At 71.6% G+C, this 24,906-nt stretch carries 23 protein-coding genes; 11 read left to right on the plus strand and 12 right to left on the minus strand.

Annotation, left to right across the window (positions count from 1 at the left end):
* Window positions 1-24: 24 nt before the first annotated feature.
* Window positions 25-1,416, minus strand: coding sequence for an AmpG family muropeptide MFS transporter (locus tag MKK53_RS15005; protein ID WP_243929537.1), 1,392 nt, complete (start codon window positions 1,414-1,416; stop codon window positions 25-27).
* Window positions 1,417-1,585: 169 nt separating this feature from the next.
* On the opposite strand from MKK53_RS15005, the gene MKK53_RS15010 reads away from it, so the two are divergent.
* Together MKK53_RS15010 and MKK53_RS15015 are read left to right on the plus strand one after the other, a co-directional pair.
* Entirely contained in the window at window positions 1,586-2,662 is a 1,077-nt protein-coding gene (locus MKK53_RS15010) for a histidine kinase dimerization/phosphoacceptor domain -containing protein (protein WP_243929491.1), read from the plus strand.
* Between the two features lie 68 nt (window positions 2,663-2,730).
* The gene (locus MKK53_RS15015) at window positions 2,731-3,174 is read left to right on the plus strand and encodes a response regulator (RefSeq protein ID WP_243929492.1); all 444 of its coding nucleotides are present in this window, start codon (window positions 2,731-2,733) and stop codon (window positions 3,172-3,174) included.
* Window positions 3,175-3,181: 7 nt separating this feature from the next.
* Here the strand turns inward: MKK53_RS15015 and mutS are convergent, their stop codons facing one another.
* From mutS to MKK53_RS15030, 3 genes are all read right to left on the minus strand, one after another.
* Window positions 3,182-5,914 (minus strand): DNA mismatch repair protein MutS, encoded by a 2,733-nt coding sequence (gene mutS, locus MKK53_RS15020; protein ID WP_243929493.1) that lies wholly within the window; start codon window positions 5,912-5,914, stop codon window positions 3,182-3,184.
* 111 nt (window positions 5,915-6,025) lie between these two features.
* Window positions 6,026-6,319 (minus strand): hypothetical protein, encoded by a 294-nt coding sequence (locus MKK53_RS15025; protein WP_243929538.1) that lies wholly within the window; start codon window positions 6,317-6,319, stop codon window positions 6,026-6,028.
* Between the two features lie 148 nt (window positions 6,320-6,467).
* Entirely contained in the window at window positions 6,468-7,382 is a 915-nt protein-coding gene (locus MKK53_RS15030; protein WP_243929494.1) for an alpha/beta fold hydrolase, read from the minus strand.
* Window positions 7,383-7,523: 141 nt separating this feature from the next.
* Here MKK53_RS15030 and MKK53_RS15035 point away from each other — a divergent pair, with 141 nt between their 5' ends.
* Window positions 7,524-8,276, plus strand: coding sequence for an SDR family oxidoreductase (locus tag MKK53_RS15035; protein WP_243929495.1), 753 nt, complete (start codon window positions 7,524-7,526; stop codon window positions 8,274-8,276).
* Between the two features lie 158 nt (window positions 8,277-8,434).
* Here the strand turns inward: MKK53_RS15035 and MKK53_RS15040 are convergent, their stop codons facing one another.
* The gene (locus tag MKK53_RS15040; protein WP_243929496.1) at window positions 8,435-9,406 is read right to left on the minus strand and encodes a polyprenyl synthetase family protein; all 972 of its coding nucleotides are present in this window, start codon (window positions 9,404-9,406) and stop codon (window positions 8,435-8,437) included.
* A 24-nt stretch (window positions 9,407-9,430) separates the two neighbouring features.
* Between MKK53_RS15040 and mtgA the strand changes: the two genes are divergently transcribed.
* On the plus strand, window positions 9,431-10,213 hold the full coding sequence (mtgA, locus tag MKK53_RS15045; protein WP_243929497.1) for a monofunctional biosynthetic peptidoglycan transglycosylase: 783 nt from the start codon (window positions 9,431-9,433) through the stop codon (window positions 10,211-10,213).
* Here mtgA and MKK53_RS15050 read toward each other — a convergent pair whose 3' ends face one another.
* Window positions 10,214-11,452 (minus strand): argininosuccinate synthase, encoded by a 1,239-nt coding sequence (locus tag MKK53_RS15050; RefSeq protein WP_243929498.1) that lies wholly within the window; start codon window positions 11,450-11,452, stop codon window positions 10,214-10,216.
* A 211-nt stretch (window positions 11,453-11,663) separates the two neighbouring features.
* Between MKK53_RS15050 and MKK53_RS15055 the strand changes: the two genes are divergently transcribed.
* The 7 genes from MKK53_RS15055 to MKK53_RS15085 all read left to right on the plus strand — a co-directional run bounded on the left by MKK53_RS15055 (window position 11,664) and on the right by MKK53_RS15085 (window position 18,588).
* The gene (locus MKK53_RS15055; RefSeq protein WP_243929499.1) at window positions 11,664-12,290 is read left to right on the plus strand and encodes a 2-hydroxychromene-2-carboxylate isomerase; all 627 of its coding nucleotides are present in this window, start codon (window positions 11,664-11,666) and stop codon (window positions 12,288-12,290) included.
* A 78-nt stretch (window positions 12,291-12,368) separates the two neighbouring features.
* Window positions 12,369-13,052, plus strand: a complete 684-nt coding sequence (locus MKK53_RS15060; protein ID WP_243929500.1) for a DsbA family protein — start codon at window positions 12,369-12,371, stop codon at window positions 13,050-13,052.
* A 269-nt stretch (window positions 13,053-13,321) separates the two neighbouring features.
* Window positions 13,322-13,894 carry a F0F1 ATP synthase subunit delta gene (locus tag MKK53_RS15065; RefSeq protein ID WP_243929501.1) on the plus strand — a complete coding sequence of 191 codons (573 nt, stop codon included), beginning with the start codon at window positions 13,322-13,324 and terminating at the stop codon, window positions 13,892-13,894.
* Window positions 13,895-13,953: 59 nt separating this feature from the next.
* Window positions 13,954-15,486 (plus strand): F0F1 ATP synthase subunit alpha, encoded by a 1,533-nt coding sequence (atpA, locus tag MKK53_RS15070; RefSeq protein WP_243929502.1) that lies wholly within the window; start codon window positions 13,954-13,956, stop codon window positions 15,484-15,486.
* Between the two features lie 170 nt (window positions 15,487-15,656).
* Window positions 15,657-16,547 carry a F0F1 ATP synthase subunit gamma gene (locus tag MKK53_RS15075; protein ID WP_243929503.1) on the plus strand — a complete coding sequence of 297 codons (891 nt, stop codon included), beginning with the start codon at window positions 15,657-15,659 and terminating at the stop codon, window positions 16,545-16,547.
* A 42-nt stretch (window positions 16,548-16,589) separates the two neighbouring features.
* A complete protein-coding gene (gene atpD / locus MKK53_RS15080) occupies window positions 16,590-18,047 on the plus strand; it encodes a F0F1 ATP synthase subunit beta (protein WP_243929504.1) in 1,458 nt (485 codons plus the stop codon).
* 139 nt (window positions 18,048-18,186) lie between these two features.
* Window positions 18,187-18,588: a F0F1 ATP synthase subunit epsilon gene (locus MKK53_RS15085; RefSeq protein WP_243929505.1), complete on the plus strand. Its 402-nt coding sequence runs from the start codon at window positions 18,187-18,189 to the stop codon at window positions 18,586-18,588.
* A gap of 389 nt (window positions 18,589-18,977) precedes the next feature.
* On the opposite strand, the gene MKK53_RS15090 is transcribed toward MKK53_RS15085, so the two are convergent.
* The 6 genes from MKK53_RS15090 to hrpB all read right to left on the minus strand — a co-directional run bounded on the left by MKK53_RS15090 (window position 18,978) and on the right by hrpB (window position 24,795).
* Window positions 18,978-20,210 carry a CCA tRNA nucleotidyltransferase gene (locus tag MKK53_RS15090; protein WP_243929506.1) on the minus strand — a complete coding sequence of 411 codons (1,233 nt, stop codon included), beginning with the start codon at window positions 20,208-20,210 and terminating at the stop codon, window positions 18,978-18,980.
* The gene (locus tag MKK53_RS15095) at window positions 20,210-20,467 is read right to left on the minus strand and encodes a DUF6111 family protein (protein WP_243929507.1); all 258 of its coding nucleotides are present in this window, start codon (window positions 20,465-20,467) and stop codon (window positions 20,210-20,212) included. The genes MKK53_RS15090 and MKK53_RS15095 overlap by 1 nt, the downstream gene beginning before the upstream one ends.
* Window positions 20,468-20,529: 62 nt before the next feature.
* Window positions 20,530-21,207: a CoA pyrophosphatase gene (locus MKK53_RS15100; RefSeq protein ID WP_243929508.1), complete on the minus strand. Its 678-nt coding sequence runs from the start codon at window positions 21,205-21,207 to the stop codon at window positions 20,530-20,532.
* Window positions 21,204-21,788, minus strand: coding sequence for a DUF1285 domain-containing protein (locus MKK53_RS15105; protein WP_243929539.1), 585 nt, complete (start codon window positions 21,786-21,788; stop codon window positions 21,204-21,206). Before MKK53_RS15105 ends, MKK53_RS15100 begins: the two co-directional genes overlap by 4 nt.
* 45 nt (window positions 21,789-21,833) lie before the next feature.
* Window positions 21,834-22,253 carry a PaaI family thioesterase gene (locus MKK53_RS15110; RefSeq protein ID WP_243929509.1) on the minus strand — a complete coding sequence of 140 codons (420 nt, stop codon included), beginning with the start codon at window positions 22,251-22,253 and terminating at the stop codon, window positions 21,834-21,836.
* An 88-nt stretch (window positions 22,254-22,341) separates the two neighbouring features.
* Window positions 22,342-24,795, minus strand: coding sequence for an ATP-dependent helicase HrpB (gene hrpB / locus MKK53_RS15115; protein WP_243929510.1), 2,454 nt, complete (start codon window positions 24,793-24,795; stop codon window positions 22,342-22,344).
* Between the last annotated feature and the right edge of the window lie 111 nt (window positions 24,796-24,906).

A 24,906-nucleotide genomic window follows, 5' to 3' on the forward strand; every position in this document is an offset into this window, starting at 1 on the left:
AGCCCACGCCCTTCGTACAGGACCCTACGCCGTTTCGGGTTCCCCCGCCGACGCCCTTGCGGGGGAAGGAAGCGGGGAGACGCTCGGGGAGTTCCCGTCCCCGCCCCCCTCTTTCGGGGCCGCCTCCGCGCCTGTCCGTCGTCCGACCGCAATGCACAACGCGAGGACCGGCAATCCGATCAACGAGGTGAAGACGAAGAAGGCGGGGTAGCCCACCGAGGCGACGATGAACCCCGCCGAGCCGGCGATGAGCTTGCCGGGCAGGGCATAGAGCGAGGAGAACAGGGCGTACTGCGTCGCCGCGAAGGCCGGGCTCGTCAGGCTCGACATGTAGGCGATGAGCACGATCCCGGCGAAGGAGCCGCAGAAGTTCTCGACGGAGATGGCGACGGTGAGCCGCCAGATCTCGGGCGCGCCCGCCGAGAGCCACGCGAAGGCCAGGTGCGAGGACGCCGCCAGGAAGGCGCCGAGCACCAGGGTCGGGAACAGGCCGAGCCGGGCCAGCGCCCAGCCGCCGACGAAGCCCCCGGCGATGCCGACCCACACGCCATAGAGCTTGGTGACGGTGGCGATCTCCTTCAGGTCGAAGCCCAGGGTCCGGTAGAGGGGGCTCGCCATCACGCCGGAGAGGAAGTCCGGCAGGCGGTAGAGGGCCACGAGGAGCAGGATGGCGTAGAGGGCCGGGCCGAAGCGGGAATGCAGCTCGGTCAGCGGTTCGGCGAGGGCGCGGCGGGCCGACCAGAGGCGCGATTGCGGCACGGCCTCCGCGGCGGCGGCCACCCTGCGGTCGTAGGCGGGGGCGAAGAGGGCCGCCACGAGCCCGACGAGCATGAAGGCGCTCATGCAGAGATACGCCACCTTCCACCCGCCCGAGGCGGCGATGAACAGGGCGCCGGCGCCGGCGGTGATGAGGCCGAGGCGGTAGCCGAGGTTCGAGGTGGCGGCGAGGATGCCCTGCATGTCGCTGCCGGCCGCATCGATGCGCCACCCGTCGATCACCACGTCCTGGCTGGCGGCGCAGAAGGCCACCAGGAAGGCGCCGAGGCCCAACAGGGCGAGGTCGGTCTTCGGGTCGGCGAAGGCCATCAGGAACAGGCTCGCGGCGGTGGCGACCTGCGCCGCCACCATCCAGGACCGGCGGCGACCGAGCGCCCGCGACAGCAGCGGCACGTCGAGCCGGTCGATCATCGGCGCCCACAGGAACTTCAGCGAGTAGGGCAGCGCGACGTAGCTGAACAGCCCGATGGTCCTGACATCGATATCCGAGAAGGCGAGCCGCAGCGTAAATGTGCCGAGCACCAGCAGAAGCGGCAGCCCCGACGAGAAGCCGAGGGCCAGCATCAGCACGATGCGCTTATCCTCCACGATGTCCCGCAGCCGAAAACGACGCGGATGCTTTTGAGCGGCGACGGGCATTCGTGGGAACTCCTCGACCAGCTCGGTCTTATCAGGCAGAATCATGGCGACCTCACGCCGCGCATGTCTTGCCGCGCGGGCCGACCTCCCCTTTATGGTCAACGTCCGCTTAACGGGCCTTTTACTCCGGGGCGCCATGACCGGACGACGGGGCAGAATGGATGAGGCGTTGAGTAACGGGTCCGAGGGTGCTCCTGCCGCCATTACCCTGGCGAATGCCTTCGCGACGTCGCCCTCGCCGATGCTCGTCACGGATGCCCGCGCGCCCGACCATCCCATCGTCTGGGCCAACGCGGCGTTCCTGGCGCATACCGGCTACGGCCTCGACGAAGTCCAGGGGCGCAACTGCCGGATGCTGCAGGGGCCCGGCACCGACGCCGCCGAGGTGGCCCGCCTCCGGGACGCCGTCACGACCGGCCGGCCCGTCACCAGCGAACTCCTGAATTACCGCAAGGACGGCACGGCGTTCTGGAACGCCATGACAGTGACCCCCGTCCACGACGAGCGGGGGCTCGCCTTCTTCTTCGCCGCCCAGATGGACACGACGCATGTCCACCAGGTCCAGCTGGCAATGCGCAACAGCCGGGACGAGCTGGAGCGGCAGGTGGCCGAACGGACGCGCGACCTGAGCCACGCCCTCGAACAGAAGACGGCGTTGCTTCACGAGATCGACCACCGGGTGAAGAACAACCTGCAGGTCATCTCGTCGCTGATGCTGCTGAAGGCCCGGCGCACCCCCGAGGGCGAGGCGCGCGATGCCCTGGAAGGCATGGCCGAGCGGATCGGCGCCCTCTCCATCGCCCACCGGCTGCTGTACTCGGAAGAGGACAGCACGCATTTCGCGCTCACCGAGTTCGTGGGCGAGCTGCTCTCGGACATCGACACCGGCATGGCCGACGACCGGGTCGGGATCGAGACCCGCGTCGATCCGCTCAAGCTCCCCGCCTCCATGGCGGCACCGCTGGCGCTGATGATCCACGAACTGGTCTCCAACGCCCTGCGCCACGCGTTCCCCGGCGGCCGGGCGGGCCGCGTGTCGGTGACCGCTTGGCGGACCGAGACGGGCATGGGCGTCGAGGTCAGGGATACCGGTATCGGCATCGCGCAGTGCCCTCCGAACGAGGCGGGCTTCGGCCGCGGCCTCGTGGAGATGGTGACGCGGCAGCTGCGCGGCTCCGTCCGCTGGGCCGACACCGCTCCGGGCACCCGGGTGGAGATCGCGATCCCCCTGCGCTCGACTTCGTAAACCTTAGCGATGGAACGCGTGGTCCCTCCGGCCCCTTTCATCTTCCGTGGCCGGCCGAGGAACCCTGGATGACGTTACACGCTGCCGAGGGGTTCCTTGCCCTGCGAATCCTCGTGGTGGAGGACGAGGCGCTGATCGCCCTCGAGCTCGAGTGCCTGCTGGAAGACCTCGGCCATGTCACCGTGGGGATCGCGGCCACGTCCCGGGAGGCGATCGCCCTCGGCCACTCCATGACGCCGGATCTGGCGCTGGTCGATGTCCACCTCGTGGACGGGCCGACCGGCGTGGAGGTAGCGCGCGCCCTCGCCCTCGATCCGCGCATCACGGTGGTGTTCATGACCGCCAACGCCAAGCGCATCCCGGACGATTTCGCCGGTGCCTTCGGGGTGATCGCCAAGCCCTACTCCCAGCGCATCGTCGCCAACGCCCTCGACTTCGTGGCGGACAGGCGCTCCGGCCGCAACGATACCGCCCGGGTGCCGGAGGGCCTGCGCCTATCTCCTCTTCACTAAGCCCGCCTCAGCCCGGAACGCGACGTTCCTCGCGCTCGCGCTTGAGGCGATAGAGGGCGTCGAGCGCCTCGCGCGGCGTCAGCGCGTCGGGGTCGATGGTGTCGAGCAGCAGCGCCAGCCCCTCTTCAAGCAACTCGGCCGGCGGCTCCGGTGGGGGCGGCGGCGAGAGGGTGGCGAACAGGGGAAGGTCGTCGATCCGCGCCCGGGCCGAGCGGCCGCCCTGCGACTTCTCCAGGCTCTTGAGGATCGCCCCCGCCCGCGCCACCACGCCCGACGGCAAGCCGGCCAAGCGCGCGACCTGCAATCCGTAGCTGCGCTCGGCGATGCCGGGCACCACCTCGTGCAGGAACACGACGCCGCCCCGGTGCTCCGCGACCTTCAGGGTCGCGTTGTCGATCCGCGCCATCCGGTCGCCCAGGGCCGTCAGCTCGTGGAAATGGGTGGCGAACAGCGCCCGGCAGGCGTTCGATTCGTGGAGGTGCTCCAGGCATGCCCAGGCGATGGACAGGCCGTCGAAGGTCGCGGTGCCGCGGCCGATCTCATCGAGGATCACCAGCGAGCGCCGGGTCGCCTGATTGAGGATCGCTGCGGTCTCCACCATCTCGACCATGAAGGTCGATTGCCCCCGGGCGAGGTCGTCGGCGGCGCCAACCCGGGAGAACAGCCGGTCGACCCGCCCGATATGCGCCGAGGCCGCGGGCACGAAGGCCCCCATCTGCGCCAGCACGACGATCAGCGCGTTCTGGCGCAGGAAGGTCGACTTGCCGCCCATGTTCGGCCCGGTGATGAGGCGGATGCGGCCCCGCCCCTCCCCCGACAGGTCGCAATCGTTGGCGATGAACGGCTCGCCCGTCCGGCGCAGGGCCGCCTCCACCACCGGGTGGCGGCCGCCGACGATGGCGAAGGCCAGGGAATCGTCCACGACGGGACGGCGCCAGTCGCCCTCCACCGCCAGCTCCGCGTGGCTCGCCGCCACGTCGAGGGAGGCCAGCGCGTCCGCCACCGCGCCGAGGCCCGCCACGGCGGAGACCACGCCCCCCGCGAGGTCGTCGAACACCTCACCTTCGAGGACGAGCGCCCGGTCGGACGCCCCGGAGATCTTCCGTTCCAGCTCGCCCAGCTCCACGCTGGTGAAGCGCATGGCATCGACCATCGTCTGCCGGTGGACGAACTCCTTCTGGAGCCCCTTCAGGCAGGCCTCGCCGACCGATTGCGGCACCTCGATGAAATAGCCGAGCAGGTTGTTGTGCTTGATCCGCAGGGTGCGACAGCCCGTCTCCTCGGCATAGCGGGCCTGAAGGGCGGCCACGACCTTGCGCGAATCCTGCCCCAGCAGGCGGGCCTCGTCGATCTCCGGATGGAAGCCCGGCCGGACGAAGCCCCCGTCCCGGCGGGAGAGGGGCAGCTCGTCGGCGAGCGCCGCGCTCAGGGCTGCCGCGAGCTCGGGATCGACGCCCGCGAGCGCCCGGCCGATCTCGGTCAGCGCCGCCGGAAGGTTCGGCGCGGCGGCCAGGGTCTGCGCGAGGCGCACCGCCGCCGCGAGGCTGTCGCGAATGGCGGCGAGGTCGCGTGGGCCTGCCCGGCCGAGGCCGATGCGCGACAGGGCGCGGGGCAGGTCGGGGGCGGCGGCCAGGGTTCCCCGGCAGGCCTCGCGCAGGGCCGCATCCTCCGCCAGCCGGGCCACGGCCTCCTGGCGCCGGGTGATCCGGGCGAGGTCGGAGAGGGGGCCCGCGAGGTGCTCGGCCAGCAGCCGCGCCCCGTTGGAAGTCACCGTGCGGTCGATGGTGGCGAGCAGGCTCCCGGTCCGCTCGCCCGACAGGGTGCGGGTGAGTTCGAGGTTCGCGCGGGTGGCCGCGTCGATGGAGAGCGTCGCGCCGGTCTCCTCCCGGCTCGGCACGGCGAGCGGAGCCCGGGCGGCGAGCTGCGTCCGGGCGATGTAGAGGAGGCCGGTGCCGGCCGCCGCGATCTCGGCGCGGCTGAACCGGCCGAACCCGTCGAGAGTCGAGACGCCGTATTGCTCGCGGATTCGCCGTTCGGCGGCGGACGGCTCCAGCTCCGCCTGCGCCAGGGGCACGATGGCGGCCTTCGAATCCTGCCACAGGCGGGACAGGGACGGGTCGGCGTGGATCGCCTCGGAGAGGACGATCTCCCGCGGGTCGTGCCGGGCGATGGCGCCGGACAATTCACCCGCCGGCACCTCGCTGAGGGAGAAGCGTCCGGTTGAGATGTCGATGGCCGCGAGCCCGTAGACGAAGCCGCTCTCCGACGCCTTCTGCCGGCCGATGGCGAGCAGCAGGTTCGCGCTGGCCGGGTCGAGGAGCCGGTCTTCGGTGATCGTGCCCGGCGTGACGAGGCGCACAACCTCCCGCCGGACGACGGATTTCGGCCCGCGGCGCTTGGCCTCCGCGGGGTCCTCCGTCTGCTCGCAGACGGCGACGCGGTGCCCGAGGCCGATCAGGCGGCTGAGATAGTCGTCCGCCCTTTCCACGGGCACGCCGCACATCGGGATCTCCGACCCCCCATGCTTCCCGCGCTTGGTGAGGACGATGCCGAGCGCCCGCGACGCGATTTCCGCGTCCGCGAAGAACAGCTCGTAGAAGTCTCCCATCCGGTAGAACAGGAGGCAATCGGGGTTGGCCGCCTTGATCTCGATGTACTGCGCCATCATCGGCGTGGCGCCGACCGGGTCGAGCCCGCCGGCTTCTTGCGGCGGTGGGAGAGAACGAGGTGAGCGGCCCATGCCGCGGTCTTACCAGAGCCCCGCCGCCGAATCAGGCCCGTCGCGACGCTTGGCTGGGGACGTCGTGGCCCGGCGCGGGCGCGCGCCGGGCCTGCCGAAGGACGGAACCGATCAGTAGCGCGGGCCGCCGGTGGTGTTGCCGAGCTGCTGCGCGGCGCCCGGCTGGCTCGGGTTGCGCGCGTTCGGGTTGCCGTGGCGCATGGTGTTCATCCGGCGCATCCGACGCTCGTGGCGGGTCGAGTGGTGGCGGTGCATCCGGTGGTGGTGATGGTGGCGCATGGCCACGGTCTCCAGGAGACCGTTCTGGCCGAGGCCCGGCTGGACGGGGGCCGGGGCGGCCTGGGCCGAACCGGCGAACAGCGCGCCGAGCACGAGGCCGGCGGCGAGGGAAGTACGGAAAGTGATCACGCGGTTCCTCCAGACGAAAGATGTCAGGCGCCGGCGTAAGGGTTTGGGGACGCGTGAAGTTCCACCCGACGGGTCGAAAATATTCCTGCGAACGGAGGCAGTGCGGGAGGATTATGTGCGCCCGGAGAACGATGGGCGGACGGGATCATCGGCCCGTCGGCGTCGGCTCCCCGCGGAAGAAGGCATTGAGGGCGTCGCCCACGGCGCCGGCCTCCTCGTGCTGGAGCCAGTGCGTGGCCTCGGGGAACCAGTGGATCCGGCCGTCGTCGCAGAGGCGGAGGCTCGCCTCCGCGAGACCGGGCTGGAGGGCATGGTCCCTCGCGCCCCATAGGACGAGTGTCGGCATCCGCACCCGCGGCGGGTCGCGCCGGGGCAGGCGCACGAGGGCGCGGTACCATGCGAGCATCGCCATCATCGCCCCCGGCGCCGTCCAGTCCGCCGCATAGGCGGCGAGCTCCGCCCCGGAGAACGTCCCGGGCCGGCTGGTGGTGGCGAGCGCCCGGCGCAGGGCGCGGGCGTCGTCGGCGACGAGCAGGCGTTCCGGCAGGCCGGGGATCTGGAAGGCGGCCACATAATAGCTGCGCAGCCACTGGCCGGGGTGGCGGCGCATGTAACCGCCCACGATGCCGGGATGGGGGGCGTTGAGGATCGCCAGCCGGGCGATCCGGTCCGGATGGAGGCTCGCCGTCCACCACGCGACGAGCCCACCCCAATCGTGCCCCACGAGGTGGAACCGCGTGACGCCGCAGGCGGTCACCAGGGCGACGACATCCCCCGCGAGCCGGTCGAGGTGGTAGGCGGCGATCCCCTCCGGACGGTCGCTGCGCCCGTAGCCGCGCTGATCGGGCACGATCACCCGCCAGCCGGCCTTCGCCAGGGGGCCGATCTGCCGCCGCCAGCCGGCCCAGCTTTCCGGGAAGCCGTGCAGCAGCATCACGACGGGGCCGTCCGCCGGCCCCGCCTCGGCCACATGCAGGCTGACTGCGCCGAGATCGACGCGGCGGAAGGTCAGGCCGTCGGGGAGCGGGCCGAGGTCGGCGAAGGAGGGCTGCGGGCTCATCACCTGCTCCGACGCCCCGGCCCGGAAACCGTTCCCCCGCGCCAGGGCGAGACAATCCCGGCCGGGAATCGCCGGGGGGCGATTGCAAGCCGCTCGGCCCCCGCACTACAGGCTGTCGGCAACGAGAACCGGGAGGACGAGATGAGCGGAACGGACAGGATCGCGATCGTGACGGGGGCCGGCACCGGCGTCGGCAAGGCCGCCGCCGGCGCCCTCGCCGGGGCGGGCTGGAAGGTCGTCCTCTCCGGGCGCCGCCGGGAGCCCCTGGAGGAGGTCGCCGCGCAACTCGGGGCCGACAACGCCCTCGTCGTCCCCACCGACGTGACCGATCCGGACTCCATTCGCGCCCTGTTCGAGGCCACCCTCGCCCGGTTCGGCCGCCTCGACCTGCTGTTCAACAATGCCGGGATCGGCGCGCCGGCCGTCCCCCTGGAGGACCTGCCGCTGGAGACGTGGCGGCAGGTGGTGGACACGAACCTGACCGCGATCTTCCTGTGCACCCAGCACGCCTTCCGGATCATGCGCGACCAGACCCCGCGCGGGGGCCGCATCATCAACAACGGCTCGATCTCGGCCTACGCCCCGCGTCCGAACTCCATCGCCTACACGGCCACGAAGCACGCGGTGACGGGCATCACCAAATCGACCTCCCTCGATGGCAGGGCCTACGACATCGCCTGCGGACAGATCGACATCGGCAACGCCGACACGCCGATGGGCGGCCGGATGAAGGAGGGCGTCCCCCAGGCCGATGGCAGCGTCCGGGCCGAGGCGGTGATGGACCCGGCCCATGTGGGCGACGCGATCCTGATGATGGCCAACCTGCCGATCGAGGCCAACGTCCAGTTCATGACCGTGATGGCCACCAAGATGCCGTATGTCGGCCGGGGATGAACGGACGGTCCCGCCACCCTCGCGGTCATCGCGGGCGCAGCGGAGCGACCCAGGTCAGTGGGCCGCCGCCGAATGGGGCGCGTCCCCGGCTCGCTTCGCGCCGCTCGCGATGACGGGGTCGGCGGGCGGGGCCGGTCGATGGACCGGCCCCGCGCCCCTCAGGTCTTGCGAGCGACGGTGAAGCGGGCGGCGTCGCGCAGGACGCGGGCCTTCTCGCCCCACTGGGACACCGCATCCTCGCAGGCCGCGACGAGGCGGTCGCATTCGGCGCGGGCGCCGTCGAGGCCGAGGCGGTCGACCAGGGTCGCCTTGCCGGCGTCCTTGTCCTTGCCGGTCGCCTTGCCCATCGCCTCCGGTGACGCCTCCCGGTCGAGGATGTCGTCGGCGATCTGGAAGGCCTGGCCGAGGGCGTGGCCGTAGCGGAGCAGCGCCGCGCGCTCCCCCGCGTCGGCGCCGCCGACCAGGGCGCCCGCCTCCACCGAGAAGGCCAGGATCGCGCCGGTCTTCATCGCCTGCATCCGCAGGGTGTCGTCCACGTCGAGGTCCACCGCGCCGAACCGCCCCTCGGCGGTGAGGTCCAGCAGCTGCCCGCCGACCATGCCGCCGAGGCCGGAGGCCCGGGCGAGGCCCAGCACGAGGTCGGCGCGGATCGCCGGGTCGGGCTGCCATGTGGGGTCGGCGACGACCTCGAAGGCCAGGGTCTGGAGGGCATCGCCCACGAGGATCGCGGTGGCCTCGTCGTAGGCCTTGTGCACCGTCGGCTTCCCGCGGCGCATGTCGTCGTCGTCCATCGCCGGCAGGTCGTCGTGGACCAGGGAGTAGCAATGCACCAGCTCGACGCCGGCCCCGGCCGCCAGGGCGGCCGCCTCGGTGCCGCCCAGCATCCGCGCCGTCTCGATGGCCAGGAACGGGCGCAGCCGCTTGCCGCCGCCGAGCACCGCGTGCCGCATCGCCTCCATCAGCCGGGGCGGCCGGACGATCTCGCCGGGACCCACCTCGGCGCCGAGGCGGCCGACGAGGAAGGTCTCGACCTGCTGCGCAACCTGCGCGAGCCTGTGGGAAAAGTCGGGGGCGGACGGATCCACCTTGACCGGGCGGCCTTCCGACTGCGTTGAGGGTTTCGAGTTCATCGGGCGCTGCGTCCGGATTAGGCCGTGCGGGGTGAGTTGAGCATCGGCGTGGGGGAGGATGAGATCAGAGCCGGCACGGCCGACACCCCTTCCGAGGGGGCGGGGCGGCCGCGTCCGCTCGCCCGGCCGCGGCGGCCGGCCCCGTTCCGCCGGGCGGTCGGGCTGGTGCTGCTCCTCCCCGCCATCGTCGTCGTCCTCATGCTCACGCTGGCGCTCGTCTATAGCGCGGTGACGCCGCCGTCGACCCTGATGCTCGGAAGGTGGTTGACGCTGCAGCCGGTGGAGCGGCAGGCCGTGCCGCTGGCGCGGATGGCGCCATCCCTGCCGCTGGCGGTCCTGACCTCGGAGGACCAACGGTTCTGCCTCGACCACGGCGTCGATTTCGGCGCCCTGCGCGATGCGGTGGACGACGAGGATTCCCCCTCGCGGGGCGCCTCGACCATCGCGATGCAGACGGTGAAGAACGTGTTCCTGTGGCCGGGGCGCTCCTACCTGCGCAAGGCCATCGAGATCCCCCTGGCGCTCGCCCTCGACACCCTGTGGGGCAAGCGCCGGATGATGGAGATCTACCTCAATGTCGCCGAGTGGGGCGACGGCATCTACGGCGCCCAGGCCGCCAGCCGGCACTGGTTCCGCAAGGACGCCGCCGACCTCACCCGGGGCGAAGCCGCCCTCCTCGCCGCCGTCCTGCCGAACCCCATCCTGCGCAGCGCCGGCCGCCCCTCCCCCGGCGTGCGCCGGCGGGCGGCGCAGATCCAGGGGATGATGGGGCGGACGGAGGGGCTCGCCGGATGCCTCAGGCGGTGATCAGCCCTCGCGCTTCTTGCGCTGGGCCAGCGTCCGCAGGCGCAGGGCGTTGAGCTTGATGAAGCCCGCCGCGTCGCGGTGGTCGTAGGCCACCGCGCCCTCCTCGAAGGTGACGAGGTCCTGATCGTAGAGGGAGTGCGGGCTCTCCCGGCCGATGACGTGCACGCCGCCCTTGTAGAGCTTCAGCCGCACGGTGCCGGTGACCTTCTCCTGGCTCCGGTCGATCAGCGCCTGGAGCATCTCGCGCTCCGGCGAGAACCAGAAGCCGTTGTAGATCAGCTCCGCATATTGCGGCATCAGCTGGTCCTTGAGGTGCGCGGCGCCTCGGTCGAGCGTGATCGATTCGATGGCCCGGTGGGCCGGCAGGAGGATGGTGCCGCCGGGCGTCTCGTACATGCCGCGGCTCTTCATGCCGACGAAGCGGTTCTCGACGAGGTCCAGGCGGCCGATGCCGTTGGCCCGGCCCAGCTCGTTCAGCTTGGCGAGCAGCGTCGCGGGCGACATCGCCTCGCCGTCGATGGAGACCGCATCGCCCCGCTCGAAGCCGATGGTCACGACGGTGGGCTGGTCGGGCGCCTCCTCGGGGGAGAGGGTGCGCGAGTAGACGTAGTCCGGCACCTCGACGGCCGGATCCTCCAGCACCTTGCCCTCGGAGGAGGCGTGCAGGAGGTTGGCATCCACCGAGAACGGGCTCTCGCCGCGCTTGTCCTTGGCGATCGGGATCTGGTGCTGCTCGGCGAAGGCGATGAGCTGCTCGCGCGAGCGCAGGTCCCACTCCCGCCAGGGGGCGATCACCGTCACGTCGGGCTTGAGGGCGTAGTAGCCGAGTTCGAACCGGACCTGATCGTTGCCCTTGCCGGTGGCGCCATGGCACACGGCGTCGGCCCCGACCGCCTCGGCGATCTCGATCTGCTTCTTGGCGATGAGCGGGCGCGCGATGGATGTGCCGAGGAGGTAGATGCCTTCGTAGACGGCGTTCGCCCGGAACATCGGGAACACGTAGTCGCGGACGAACTCCTCGCGGAGGTCCTCGATGTAGATGTTCTCCGGCTTGATGCCGAGCAGTTCGGCCTTGCGGCGGGCCGGCTCCAATTCCTCGCCCTGGCCGAGATCGGCGGTGAAGGTCACCACCTCGCAGCCATAGGTGGTCTGCAGCCACTTCAGGATGATGGAGGTGTCGAGGCCGCCGGAATAGGCGAGCACGACCTTCTTCACGGCGGGCTTGGCGGGATCGGTCATGCGACGTCCGGAAACGGGAGGGCCTCGGTCGCGGCGGCTTATCGCGGGCGACCCCGACCTGCAACACGGTCCTGCAACCGGCATGCCGTCTTGAGCGTATGCCCCGCGGAGCCTTGGATCGAATCGGTCTCCGGAGCGCCTTGAGCCCTGGCGCACCCGGCCCAACTCCGACAAAGCGTTCCCGTGAGACAAGCACCGAGAGGCCGAACAGATGGCGCGCCAGCCCACGTTGGAGTTCTGGTACGAATTTGCGTCGACCTATTCCCACCTGGCGGCGCAGCGCATCGAGGCGGCGGCGGAGGAGGCGGGGGTGAGCGTGCGCTGGCGACCGTTCCTGCTGGGGCCGCTCTTCGCCTCGCAGGGCTGGACGACGTCGCCCTTCAACCTGTTCCCGGCGAAGGGCCGGGCCATGTGGCGCGACTTGGAGCGGATGGCCGCCGCCTACGGCCTGCCGCCGATCACCCGGCCGGACCCGTTCCCACAGAACAGCCTGAACGCCGTGCGGGTGGCCGTGTTCGGCCAGGACCAGGACTGGCTCGTGCCGTTCTCCAAGGCGGTGTTCTCGGCGAGCTACGCGAAGGGCCAGTCCATCGCCGAACCCGCCGCCGTGGTGGCCATCCTCGATTCGCTTGGCCTCGACGGCACGCAGGTGCTGCGTGCGGCCGCCGCCGACGCCAACAAAACGAAGCTGCGGGTGAGCGTGGAGGAGGCCCGGTCCCGGGGCATCTTCGGCGCGCCGACCTTCCTCACCGACGACGGCGAGCTGTTCTGGGGCAACGACCGGCTCGAACAGGCGATCGCCTGGGCGAGCGGCGACCGGCCGCCGGGCTTGAGGTGACGCGAGCCGCGCCGCGGCCATAAATGCGCCGGGGGGCGGGGCGAAAGGCGCCCTTCCTGCCCTGGACGGTTCCGCCCCATGATCCTCACCCGCCGCCGCCTCCTTGCGGCCTCCGCCGGCCTCGCCCTCGCCGGGCCCGCCGCCGCCCAGTCCTACGGCCAACGCGTCGCCGTGACGGGCGACGACGGCAAGGCGGTGGCCAATTCCGTTCTCCCCGGCGAGATCACCGGCCAGATCCCCGCCCTCCGCGGCGTGACCTATGCCGGCCCGAAGGACGCGGAGACGGTGCTCTACGAGTTCTTCGACTTCAATTGTCCCTGGTGCCGGAAGGCGGCGGCGGATGTCGTGGCCCTCCACGAATCGGACCCGTCCCTCCGGATCGGCCTCGTGGAAAACCCGATCCTGTCGCCGGAATCCGCGCAGGCGGCCAAGGTGATGCTCGCGGTCCAGCGCAAGCTCGGGTCGGCGGCCGCCTTCGGGTTCTACCGCACGCTCCTGTCGCGGCCCGGCCGCATCGACGGCCCCGGCGCCCTCGCCGCGGCGGCCACCCTGGGCGTGCCGCAGGCGGAGGTCGAGGAGATCGCCGACAGCGACGAGGTCCGCCTCGCCCTCAAGAGCCACATGCGGATGGCCGCCGACCTCGGCCTCTACGCGACGCCGTCCTACGTCCTCGGCAATGCGGGGATCCTCGGCCATCCCGGCGCGAACGCGATGGCCAAGATGATCTCCAGCATGCGCCGTTGCGACCGGCTGGCCTGCTGAGCGCCGCTTCGGCCCTGGCGGACCCGTCGTTTTCGCCGGGAAAACGCCCGTCACACTTCTGCCGCCCTGTCGCGCTGGCCGCGGGCTCGCCTTGCGTGCATCCGCTCAGCCATGCTAGGCGGTCGCCGCGCCGGACGGGGGCGAGAGCCGCCCTGTCCGTTCCCGGCGCGATCCAAAAACCATTGCCCAGGGCCGCGAGGTCTTGCGCAGCGCCCGGACGGCTCCTTCGGGGCTTCGGACGGGCGGGCAACGAGAGAAGAGAGCGACGGGTGGCGCAGAACGGTTCCGAGGCTGGTCCCCTGATCTCAGGCGTGTCGGGCCGGTACGCTTCCGCCCTTTTCGAGCTCGCGCGGGACGAGCGGCAGGTCGATGAGGTCGCCGAGGGCCTCGAGCGGTTCGACGCCCTCCTCAAGGAGAGCGCGGACCTTCGCCGCCTCGTGCGCAGCCCGGTCTTCAGCGCCGAGGAACAGGAAGCCGCCATCGGCGCCATCCTCGAGAAGGCCGGCATCACCGGTCTCGCCGACAAGTTCATCCGCCTCTCCGCCGCGAACCGCCGCCTCTTCGCCCTGCCGGGCATGATCAGCGCCTTCCGCGCCCTGGTCCAGGAATCGCGGGGGATCGTCCGCGCCGAGGTGCGGGTGGCCGAGCGCCCGTCCGATGCCCTGGTCGAGGAGATCAAGGCGTCCCTGAAGGACATCGCCAAGGCCGAGATCGACCTCGATCTCGTCATCGACCCGAGCCTGATCGGCGGCCTCATCGTGAAGATGGGCTCCCGCATGGTCGATGCCTCGCTGAAGACCAAGCTGAACGGTATCCGCCTCGCGATGAGGGCTGCGCGCTAAGCGCGCCACCACCCCGCGACCCGTAATTCGACCAGACGCAAAGCCACAGGGGCACGAGCATGGACATCCGCGCCGCCGAGATCTCCGCGATCCTCAAGGACCAGATCAAGAACTTCGGCGAGGAAGCCGAAGTCTCCGAAGTCGGTCAGGTTCTCTCCGTCGGCGACGGCATCGCCCGCGCCTACGGCCTCGACAACGTCCAGGCCGGTGAGATGGTCGAGTTCGAGTCGGGCGTGCGGGGCATGGCCCTGAACCTCGAGCAGGACAACGTCGGCATCGTGATCTTCGGCTCCGACCGTGAGATCAAGGAAGGCCAGACCGTCAAGCGCACCGGCGCCATCGTGGACGTGCCGGTCGGCAAGGGCCTGCTCGGCCGCGTCGTGGACGCGCTCGGCAACCCGATCGACGGCAAGGGCCCGATCGTCTCGACCGAGCGCCGCCGCGTCGACGTGAAGGCGCCGGGCATCATCCCGCGCAAGTCGGTGCACGAGCCGATGGCCACGGGCCTGAAGGCCATCGACGCGCTGATCCCGGTCGGCCGCGGCCAGCGCGAGCTGATCATCGGCGACCGGCAGACCGGCAAGACCGCCATCGCCCTCGACACGATCCTGAACCAGAAGCCGGGCCACGCCGCGGGCGGCGACGAGAAGTCCAAGCTGTTCTGCATCTACGTCGCCATCGGCCAGAAGCGCTCGACGGTGGCCCAGTTCGTGAAGGTCCTCGAGGACCAGGGCGCCCTGGAATACTCGATCGTCATCGCCGCCACCGCCTCGGACGCGGCGCCGATGCAGTTCATCGCGCCCTTCGCCGGCTGCGCCATGGGCGAGTATTTCCGCGACAACGGCATGCACGCCGTGATCGTGTATGACGATCTGTCGAAGCAGGCCGTCGCCTACCGCCAGATGTCCCTGCTGCTGCGCCGCCCGCCTGGCCGCGAGGCCTATCCGGGCGACGTGTTCTACCTCCACAGCCGCCTGCTCGAGCGCGCCGCCAAGATGGGCGATGCGGCCGGCAACGGCTCGCTGACCGCCCTGCCGGTCATCGAGACCCAGGCCAACGACGTGTCGGCCTACATCCCGACCAACGTGATCTCGATCACCGACGGCCAGATCTTCCTCGAGACCGACCTGTTCTACCAGGGCATCCGCCCGGCGGTGAACGTCGGCCTCTCGGTGTCGCGGGTGGGCTCCTCGGCCCAGACCAAGGCGATGAAAAAGGTCGCCGGCAAGATCAAGGGCGAGCTGGCGCAGTACCGCGAGATGGCGGCCTTCGCCCAGTTCGGCTCGGATCTCGACGCCTCGACCCAGCAGCTGCTGAACCGCGGCTCGCGCCTGACCGAGCTTCTGAAGCAGCCGCAGTTCTCACCGCTGAAGATGGAAGAGCAGGTCGCGGTGATCTATGCCGGCGTGAACGGCTACCTCGACAAGCTGCCGCTCGCGAAGGTGCGCCCGTTCGAGGACCAGCTCCTGAGCACCCTGCGCACCAAGCACAAGGACCTGCTGGACTCGATCGCCGCCTCGAAGGACCTGTCGGACGAGAACGCCGGCAAGCTGAAGGGCATCGTCGAGGGCGTCGCCAAGTCGATCGCCTGACCGCTGGTCTGAGCACACGCCCCTCCCCTCCGCGGGGAGGGGACCGGAGGTGGGGGTGGTCCCGGTCGAGGCGCTGAGGCGCCTCCCGTGCCGCCCCCGCCTCCCCGTTCTTCCCCACGAGGGGGAGGAGCGGTCCGCGCCCGAAATCGAACGGCCTGGAAAGGCAGCAGATGGCGAGTTTGAAGGACCTGCGGAACCGCATCACCTCGGTGAAGGCGACGCAGAAGATCACCAAGGCCATGCAGATGGTCGCCGCGGCCAAGCTGCGCCGGGCCCAGATGGCCGCCGAGGCGGGCCGTCCCTATGCCGAGAAGATGGCGGGCGTGCTCGGCAACCTCGCGGGCAACCTCATCGGCGGCGTCGGCGCCCCGAAGCTGCTCTCGGGCACCGGCGCCGACCAGGTCCATCTCCTGGTGGTCTGCACCGGCGACCGTGGCCTGTGCGGCGCGTTCAACTCCTCGATCGTCCGCCTCGCCCTGCGCGAGCACGCCACGAAGCTCCAGGCGGCGGGCAAGACGGTCAAGTTCATGACCGTCGGCAAGAAGGGGCATGACCAGCTCCGCCGCGTCTACCGCGACCAGATCGTGGAGAGCATGGACATCCGCGGCAACAGGCCGGTCGATTACGCGTTCGCCGCGGAGATCGCCGACAAGATCGTCCGCCGGTTCGAGGCGGGCGAGTTCGACGTGGCGACGCTGTTCTTCGCCGAATTCCGCTCCGTGATCTCGCAGATCCCGACGGCGCAGCGCCTGATCCCGGCGGAGCTGCCGGCGACCACCGAGAGCGCCGCTCCGGCCGGCGGCAGGGCGGCGCTGGAGTTCGAGCCCTCCGAGGAGGCGATCCTGGAGACGCTTCTCCCGCAGAATCTCGCGGTGCAGGTGTACCGGGCGCTCCTCGAGAACGCCGCCTCCGAACAGGGCGCGCGCATGAGCGCGATGGATTCCGCCACCCGCAACGCGGGCGAGATGATCAAGAAGCAGACGCTGGTCTACAACCGGACCCGTCAGGCGATGATCACCAAGGAGCTCATCGAAATCATCTCCGGCGCTGAGGCCCTCTGAGGTCATCCGCACCGTCCGCACGAATTGAAGGGTAGGCAGACAATGGCGAACACCGCACTCCCCGGCGCCGGCTCCAACAAGGTCGGCAAGATCACCCAGGTCATCGGCCCCGTGGTCGACGTGCAGTTCGAGGGCCACCTGCCCGAGATCCTGAACGCCCTGGAGACCAAGAACAACGGCGCCCGCCTCGTCCTCGAGGTCGCGCAGCAGCTCGGTGAGAGCACCGTCCGCTGCATCGCCATGGACACGTCCGAGGGCCTGACCCGCGGCCAGGAGTGCACGGATACCGGCGAGCCGATCAAGGTGCCGGTGGGCATGAACACCCTGGGCCGGATCATGAACGTCATCGGCGAGCCGATCGACGAGCTCGGCCCGGTGGTGTGCGACACCTACCGCGCCATCCACCAGCCGGCCCCCTCCTACGCCGACCAGTCGACCGAGGCGCAGATCCTCGTCACCGGCATCAAGGTGGTGGACCTGCTGGCCCCCTACTCCAAGGGCGGCAAGGTCGGCCTGTTCGGCGGCGCCGGCGTCGGCAAGACCGTGCTGATCATGGAGCTGATCAACAACATCGCCAAGGTGCACTCGGGCTATTCCGTGTTCGCCGGCGTCGGTGAGCGGACCCGCGAGGGCAACGACCTCTACCACGAGATGATCGAGTCCAAGGTGAACGTGGACCCGAAGGAGCATGGCGGGTCGGCCGAGGGCTCGAAGTGCGCCCTGGTCTACGGCCAGATGAACGAGTCCCCCGGCGCCCGCTCCCGCGTGGCGCTGACCGGCCTGACCATCGCGGAGCAGTTCCGCGATGAGGGCCAGGACGTGCTGTTCTTCGTGGACAACATCTTCCGCTTCACGCAGGCGGGCTCCGAGGTGTCGGCGCTGCTCGGCCGCATCCCCTCGGCGGTGGGCTACCAGCCGACGCTCGCCACCGACATGGGCGCCCTGCAGGAGCGCATCACCACCACGAACAAGGGCTCGATCACCTCGGTGCAGGCGATCTACGTGCCGGCCGACGATCTGACCGATCCGGCGCCCGCCGCCTCCTTCGCCCACTTGGATGCCACGACCGTGCTGTCCCGCTCGATCGCCGAGAAGGGCATCTACCCGGCGGTGGACCCGCTGGACTCCACCTCGCGCATGCTGTCGCCGACCATCCTCGGCGAGGAGCATTACGACGTGGCCCGCCGCGTCCAGCAGACCCTGCAGCGCTACAAGGCCCTGCAGGACATCATCGCGATCCTGGGCATGGACGAGCTTTCGGAAGACGATAAGCTCACCGTGGCCCGCGCCCGCAAGATCGAGCGCTTCTTCTCGCAGCCCTTCACCGTGGCCGAGGTGTTCACCGGCTCGCCGGGCGTCCAGGTCGCCCTCGAAGACACGATCAAGGGCTTCAAGGGGCTCGTGAACGGCGACTACGACGACCTGCCTGAGGCCGCCTTCTACATGGTGGGCACCATCGAGCAGGCCCAGGAGAAGGCCAAGAAGCTCAAGGCGGCGTAAGCCGAAGCCTCCCCTCCCCCGCGCGGGGAGGGGTTCGGGACGGTTCGGGCGATCCGGTGTCGCCTGAACCGTCACCATCTCCACCTCCTCCCCATGCGGGGGAGGAGCGCGCGAGCCGGATGCGGGACACCTTCGACCGATGGCCACCTTCCACTTCGATTTCGTCGGCCCCGAGCGGACGCTGTATTCCGGCGAAGTGAACGCCGTTCAGCTGCCCGGTATCGAGGGCGAGATGACCGTGATGGCCGGGCACGCCCCGGTCCTGACCTCCCTGCGGGTGGGCGTCATCGTCGTCACGGAGAGCCAGGGCACGGGCAAGCGGATCTATGTCCGCGGCGGTTTCGCCGATATCGGCCCGCAGGGCGTCACGGTCCTCGCCGAGCGCGCCGCCCCGATCGAGGAGCTGAGCCCCGAGTCGCTGGATCGCGACATAGAGGCGATCCAGCTCCAGTACGATTCGACCGAGGATCTGCAGCGGCGCGAGGAGCTCAACGCCCAGATTGTCCAGCTCCGCGAGACCAAGGCGCTGCTGAAGCTCTAATCCATCTCGTCCAGACTGGGTGTGAAGCGTCCCCGGCCGAAAGGCTTGGGGACGTTTTTCGTTTGTGGCCCTCCCACGCCATCCCTGCGAGCGCGGCGCATGGCGTCAGGATGGCACGACATGTCGATTCCGGCCGGCAGAGGTGTCCGGCCGTTCCCATGGGTCGGCCGATCCGGGCCCTCGCCCTGGGCGCGCCCCGGACCGATGGGGGACATCACGGGCTCCGTCGTCCAAGAGCCGCGCCGGGCCGCCTGGAAACCGGAGCCGCCGGTATGCGCACGGTCATCACAGCCCGTCGCGTCCGATCGGCGGGACGGCCTTCGAGGCGACACATCCCACGATGCCGCGCTTGTCGGGTCCCTCGCTGCGCCCCTGAGGCCGGGAGTGAATCACCGGGTCGCGGCGGCGATGGCCTGTTTAAGAAGCGCGGCGCGGGCGGCGGCATCCTCCGGGCAGCCGCGGGCGAGCCATTCGGCCTTCGCGGCGGCAAGCCCTGCGCCGATGGCCCGGCCGGCGGGGATCCCCGCGGCGACGAGGTCGCCGCCGGCGAGGGGGAAGACCGGCTCGCCGACCGTCGCGAGCCTTGCGGCTTCCGCCAGGGCGTCGGGCTCCGGCTGCGGGCGGGGTTCGCCCTCGAGGATCGCCAGGGTGGCGGCGATCGTGCGCGCCCCATGCCGCGCCGCGAGGGCGCGGATGTCGCCCACCTGTAGCGTCGCGCGGCTGTGCAGGGCCGCGAGGGCGCCGGCATAGGCGGCGAGGTCAGCCGCCTCGGCCTTCGACAGGCGCAGGCCCTCGCGCAGGCGGGGCTCGTCGTGTCCGGCGTGGACGCAGAGCGCGGCGAGGCGCATCGGCGCGTCCTGCCCGGCCGCCGCGCTGCGGGCGAGGCGCCCCACCTCGCCGACCCCGCCGGTGATGCGCGGGAGCAGGCCCGTCCCGGCGAGGAGCGCCGCCACCGGCACACAGCCCGGAGCGAGGAGCAGCTTGAGGAATTCGGCGCGCACCCGCTCCCGCGACAGGCCCCCCAGGGCGTCCCGGGCGGCGATGCAGGCGGTCAGCGCCCCGGCGTCGGGCGTGTCGCCCCCGAAGCGGGCGTGGAACCGGAAGAAGCGCAGGATGCGCAGGGCGTCCTCGCGGATGCGGGTGGCGGCCTCCCCGATGAAGCGGACCCGGCCCGCCCGCAGGTCATCCAGCCCCCCCACCGTATCGTGCAGCCGCCCATCCGCCCCGAGGGACAGGGCATTGATGGTGAAGTCGCGCCGCGCGGCATCCTGGGCGAAATCGCCGCCGAAGCGGACGACGGCGTGGCGCCCGTCCGTCTCCACATCCTCCCGCAGGGTGGTGACTTCCAGGGGCTCGTGGGCGGTGACGAGGGTGACGGTGCCGTGCTCGATGCCGGTCGGCACCGCCTTCAGTCCGGCCGCCCGCGCCCGCTCCATGACCGCCTCGGGCCGGAGCGTGGTGGCGAGGTCGATGTCGGAGGCCGGGGAGCCGAGGAGCGCGTCACGCACGCAGCCGCCCACCGGGCGCGTCTCCTCACCGGGGGCATCCAGGGCGGCGAGGGCCGTCCGCACCCCCGGCCGGGCCAGGAGGGCGGCAGGGCCGGACGGGTCGAGGCGGTGCATCACCGGAAGCGGCCGGGGACGAGCTGGCCGTTCTCCATGTGCGGCGGCACGTAGCCGCGCTCGCTGCGGTCGGAGAACAGGCCTTCGTAGAGGAGCGAGGCGATCACCACGAGAAGCCCCGCCAGGACGAGGCGGCTGGCCTGCGCGCTCCAATGGTGGAGCCGGATGGGGTTTCGCCCCGTCACCAGCAGCAGCACGAGGAACAGGCCGAAGGGGATCAGGAAGAGGCCGAACTCTTCGATGGCGCGGCGAAGCATGGTGGTGTCGTGTCAGGCCATGTCCCGCCCGGTCGGGGCGGTGCGATGCGGCATGGGCAGTCCTAGCGTGTCCCGGCGCTGCTGTCGCCGGAAACCGCGGCGTCCCCGGCATAGAGCCGTTCGCGCAGGTTGTTCAGGATGCCGGCGGTGACGCCCCAGATCAGCCGCTCGCCGAAATGCATGGCGTAGAACCAGCGCTGCCTCCCCTGCCATTCGCGGGAGCGGAGGAAGTACCGCTCGCGGTCCATCAGGAAGGCGAGCGGCACCTCGAACACCTCGGCCACCTCCGTGGGGTTCGGCCGGAACGGCGCCCGAGGGGCGGCGAACGCGATCACCGGCGTGACGAGGAACCCCGTGCCCGAGAGGTAGGGATCGAGGTAGCCGAGCACCCGCACGTCGGCCGGGGCCAGGGCGATCTCCTCGTGGGCCTCGCGCAGGGCCGCCTCGGCCGGACCGGGGTCGGACGGGTCGATCTTGCCCCCCGGCAGGGCGACCTGCCCCGAATGGTCGCGCAAGCCTGTGGCCCGCTGGGTCAGCACCAGCGCCAGCCCCTCCGGGCGGTGCACCACCGGCACCAGCACCGCCGCCCGGCGGTGGGGCGGCGGCGGGATCAGGGCGGCGCCGTCGGGGTCGATGCTGTGGTCCCCCCGCGGGTTCGAGGTGGGGTCGTCCGGCTCCGGTGGGCGGGGCGAGAGACCCGCCTCGGCGCGGGCGAGGAAGTCGGCGAGCAGGGTGCTCACGCGGGCCCGGCCGGGGCGATCCGGTGGAACTGGCCCCCCGCCGCGATGCCGAGCCAGGGCTGCCCGTCGATCTCCCGCTCTTCGGCGAGGTCCACGAGGTCGTAGGTCAGGGCGCGGGTCACCAGGGCCCACAGGCCGCGCCGGACATGGAGATAGGGCTTCAGCCCGCCCTCCGGATCCTGCTCGAAGCGCAGGGAGTGCCCGGCATCGAGCTGGACGAGGTCATCGACATTGGTGCGGAAGGCGATGCTGCGGCCCTCGCCCTCCCCCTCCACGGCCATCTCCACGGCGAGGAAGGGGGCGTCATCGACGGTGATGGCGAGGCACTCGGCGGGGGTGACGAGGACGGTGCGCCCGTCCGCCTCCCGGCGCAGGATGGTCGAGAACAGACGGACGAGCTTCTCCCGCCGGATCGGCGAGCCGTTGTGGTGCCACGTGCCGTCGGCGGCGATGCGGATGTCGATCTCGCCGCAAGAGGGCGGGTTCCACGCCTCGACCGGCGGCAGGCCCCGCTTGGGCAGGGCGCCGAGCGCCGCGGTCAGGCGGCTCAAGGCCGGGTCGGGGGCGGCTTCTTCGCTCATGGACCAGAGATAGCGCTGCGGCGGCGCGGCAGCCATGGGGGTGTGTCAGGCCGGACGGCGCCGCAGGATCTTCCAGACGCCGTCCGCGCTCGCCACGAGGCGTTCGCCATCGTGCACCTCGCCGCGCATGAAGACCAGCGAGCCTGTCCGCTTCACCACGATGGACCGGCAGGTCAGCCAGTCGCCCATCCGGCCGGCGTCGAGGAACTTCATCTCGAGCTGGATCGTCACGCAGCTCGCCCCGTCCGCGGCGGCCATGGCGGTGACGCCCAGGGCCCGGTCGGCGAAGCTCATCAGCATGCCGCCATGGACCACGCCGATCAGGTTGGCGTGCTTCTGGCCGGCCCGGAAGGCGTAGATCCCCTCCCGCACGTAGAGCGGGCCGACCGTGGCGATGAAGCCCTCGTCCTCCACCAGTATCCAGCCGTCCCGGGCCGGATCGCCGCCTGCCGTGTCGTCGGTCATGATTCGCTATGATCCCTGTGAGGGGCCCGGGCCCCGGTGGATTATCACCGGGGCGGCCCGGTGCGGAAAGGCGGGGTGCGGGGCGGCGTCAGGTCCCCCGCGGCTTGGTCCGCCGGGTCGGGGCCTCGGACAGGGGGTCCTCCGGCCAGGGGTGGCGGGGGTAGCGCCCGCGCATCTCCGAGCGGACGGAGGCCCAGGAGCCCCGCCAGAAACCCGGCAGGTCGCGGGTGATCTGGATCGGCCGGTGGGCCGGCGAGAGCAAGTGCAGCACCAGTGGGCGGCCCCCCGCCTGGGGATGGCGGTCGAGCCCGAACAGCTCCTGCACGCGCACCGCCAGGGCCGGCTCCTCGGCGGTGTAATCGACGGGGATGCGCGAGCCCGTCGGCACCTCGACATGGGTCGGGGCCGCAACATCCATCCGCCCGCGCAGCTCCCAGGGCAGCAGCGCGTGCAGCGCGGTGGCGAGGTCGTCCGCACCGACCGCGCCGAGGCTGGAACGGCCGACGAGCGCCGGGGCGAGCCAATCCGGGGCCGTCCCGGCGAGGGTCGGGTCCGACAGGTCCGGCCAGGGCTCGCCCTCCGCGGCGCGGAGGTAGTTCACCCGGGCGCGCCACTGGGCGAGGGCCGGCGTCCATGGCAGCCGGTCGAGGCCGAGCCGGGCGATCCCCTCGGCCAGGATCCGGGCGGATCCCTCGTCGACCGGGACCGGCCGCGTCTTCTCCCCAAGGCTGACGGCGCCGAGGCGGCGCACCGAGCGGGCGCGCAGGGCCGAGGCGGCGGGCTCGAACGTCACCAGCGTCGCGGCCTCGATCCGGTCCGCGAACAACGCCTCGATCACCTCGATCCCGATGGCGGCGGCGGCGAGGATGCGCGCGTTGCCCGCGCTGCCGACGAGGTCGGCGACCACGAGGAACGTCTCCCGCGCCAGGGGGCTCGCGGGGTCCAGGCGCCCGGCCCTTCCGTTCGCCATCACGAACTCGCCGTCGCGCCCCCGCGCCCGGGCGATGCGGTCGGGATAGGCCAGGGCCAGGAGGGGGCCCGCCGGGGCCGGCCCCGGCACGCGCGCTCCCCCGGCGATCCGCGCCCAGTTCTCGGCGAGGCGACGCATGTCGCCGGCCCGTCCCCCCCGGTCGCGGGCGAAGCGCTCCACCCGGTCGTCGAGGTCGATGCCGTCGCCGCCGAGGCCCCGCTCCACGAGCACGGCGGCGAGCTGGGCCGCGGCGAGGCCGCGCCCGTCGCGGGCGGCGGTCGCGACCATCCGCGCGAGGCGCGGCGGCAGCGGCAGGGCGCGCAGCCTCGCGCCGGTCTCCGTCAGGCGCCCGTCCGCATCGAGGGCGCCGAGCCCTTCGAGCATCCCCCGCGCCTCGGCCAGGGAGGGGGCGGGCGGCGGATCGAGGAAGCGCAGCGCGCGCGGATCGGAGACGCCCCAGGCCGCGCAATCGAGGAGCAGGCCGGCGAGGTCGCTCGACAGGATCTCCGGCCGGGCGAAGGCATCCAGGGAGCCCGTCGCCGCCTCCGGCCACAGCCGCCAGCAGATGCCGGGCTCGGTGCGCCCGGCGCGGCCCCGCCGCTGGTCCACCGCCGCCCGGGACGCCCGCGCGGTGACGAGGCGGGTGAGGCCGAGGTCCGGCTCGTAGACCGGGACCCGAGCGAGGCCGGAATCGACCACGATCCGGACGCCCTCGATGGTCAGCGAGGTTTCGGCGATGGAGGTGGCGAGCACCACCTTGCGCTGGCCCGCCGGGGCGGGGCTCACCGCCCTGTCCTGCTCGGCCGGGGTGAGCGCGCCGTAGAGCGGGGCGAGGATCACGTCAGGGCCGACCTTGCCCGAGAGGGCCTCCGCCGTGCGGCGGATCTCGGCCTGCCCCGGCAGGAACACCAGCACCGAGCCGGGGTCCGCCCGCAGCGCCCGCAGCACGGCCTCGGAGACGCTGTCCTCGATCCGGCGGTTCGGGTCGCGGTCGAGGTGGCGCGTCTCCACCGGGAAGGCCCGGCCCTCGGAGCTCACCACGGGGGCGTCGTTCAGGAGGCCCGCCACCCGCGCCCCGTCGAGGGTCGCCGACATGACGAGGATGCGCAGGTCCTCCCGCAGGCCGCCCTGGGCGTCGAGGGCGAGGGCGAGGCCGAGGTCGGCATCGAGGGAGCGTTCGTGGAACTCATCGAACAGCACGGCGCCGACACCGGACAGTTCCGGATCGTCCAGGATCATGCGGGTGAACACGCCCTCCGTGACCACCTCGATCCGGGTGCGCCCGGTGATCTTGGAGCCGAGGCGGACGCGCAGGCCCACCGTGCCGCCGACCTCCTCGCCCAGTGTCTTCGCCATCCGCGAGGCGGCGGCCCGGGCCGCGAGGCGGCGCGGTTCGAGGAGGATGATCTTGCCCCCGCCGAGCCAGGGGGCGTCGAGCAGATCGAGGGGCACCCGCGTGGTCTTGCCGGCGCCGGGGGGCGCCACGAGCACGGCGGCGTTGCGGGCGCCGAGCGCCCGGCGCAGGTCGGGAAGCGCCGCCTCGATCGGCAGCGCGGGGAACAGGTCGGCCATCGCCGCCGCTGATGGCGCGGCCGGGCCGGTGGTGCAACCGGGGCGGGCCGGTTCCGGGCGTCCCATCTCCCTGGATTACTTCGCTCCGCCCGCAAGGACGGCGGTTGCGCG

The sequence above is a fragment of the Methylobacterium sp. J-076 genome (assembly GCF_022829405.1).
GTDB lineage: Bacteria > Pseudomonadota > Alphaproteobacteria > Rhizobiales > Beijerinckiaceae > Methylobacterium.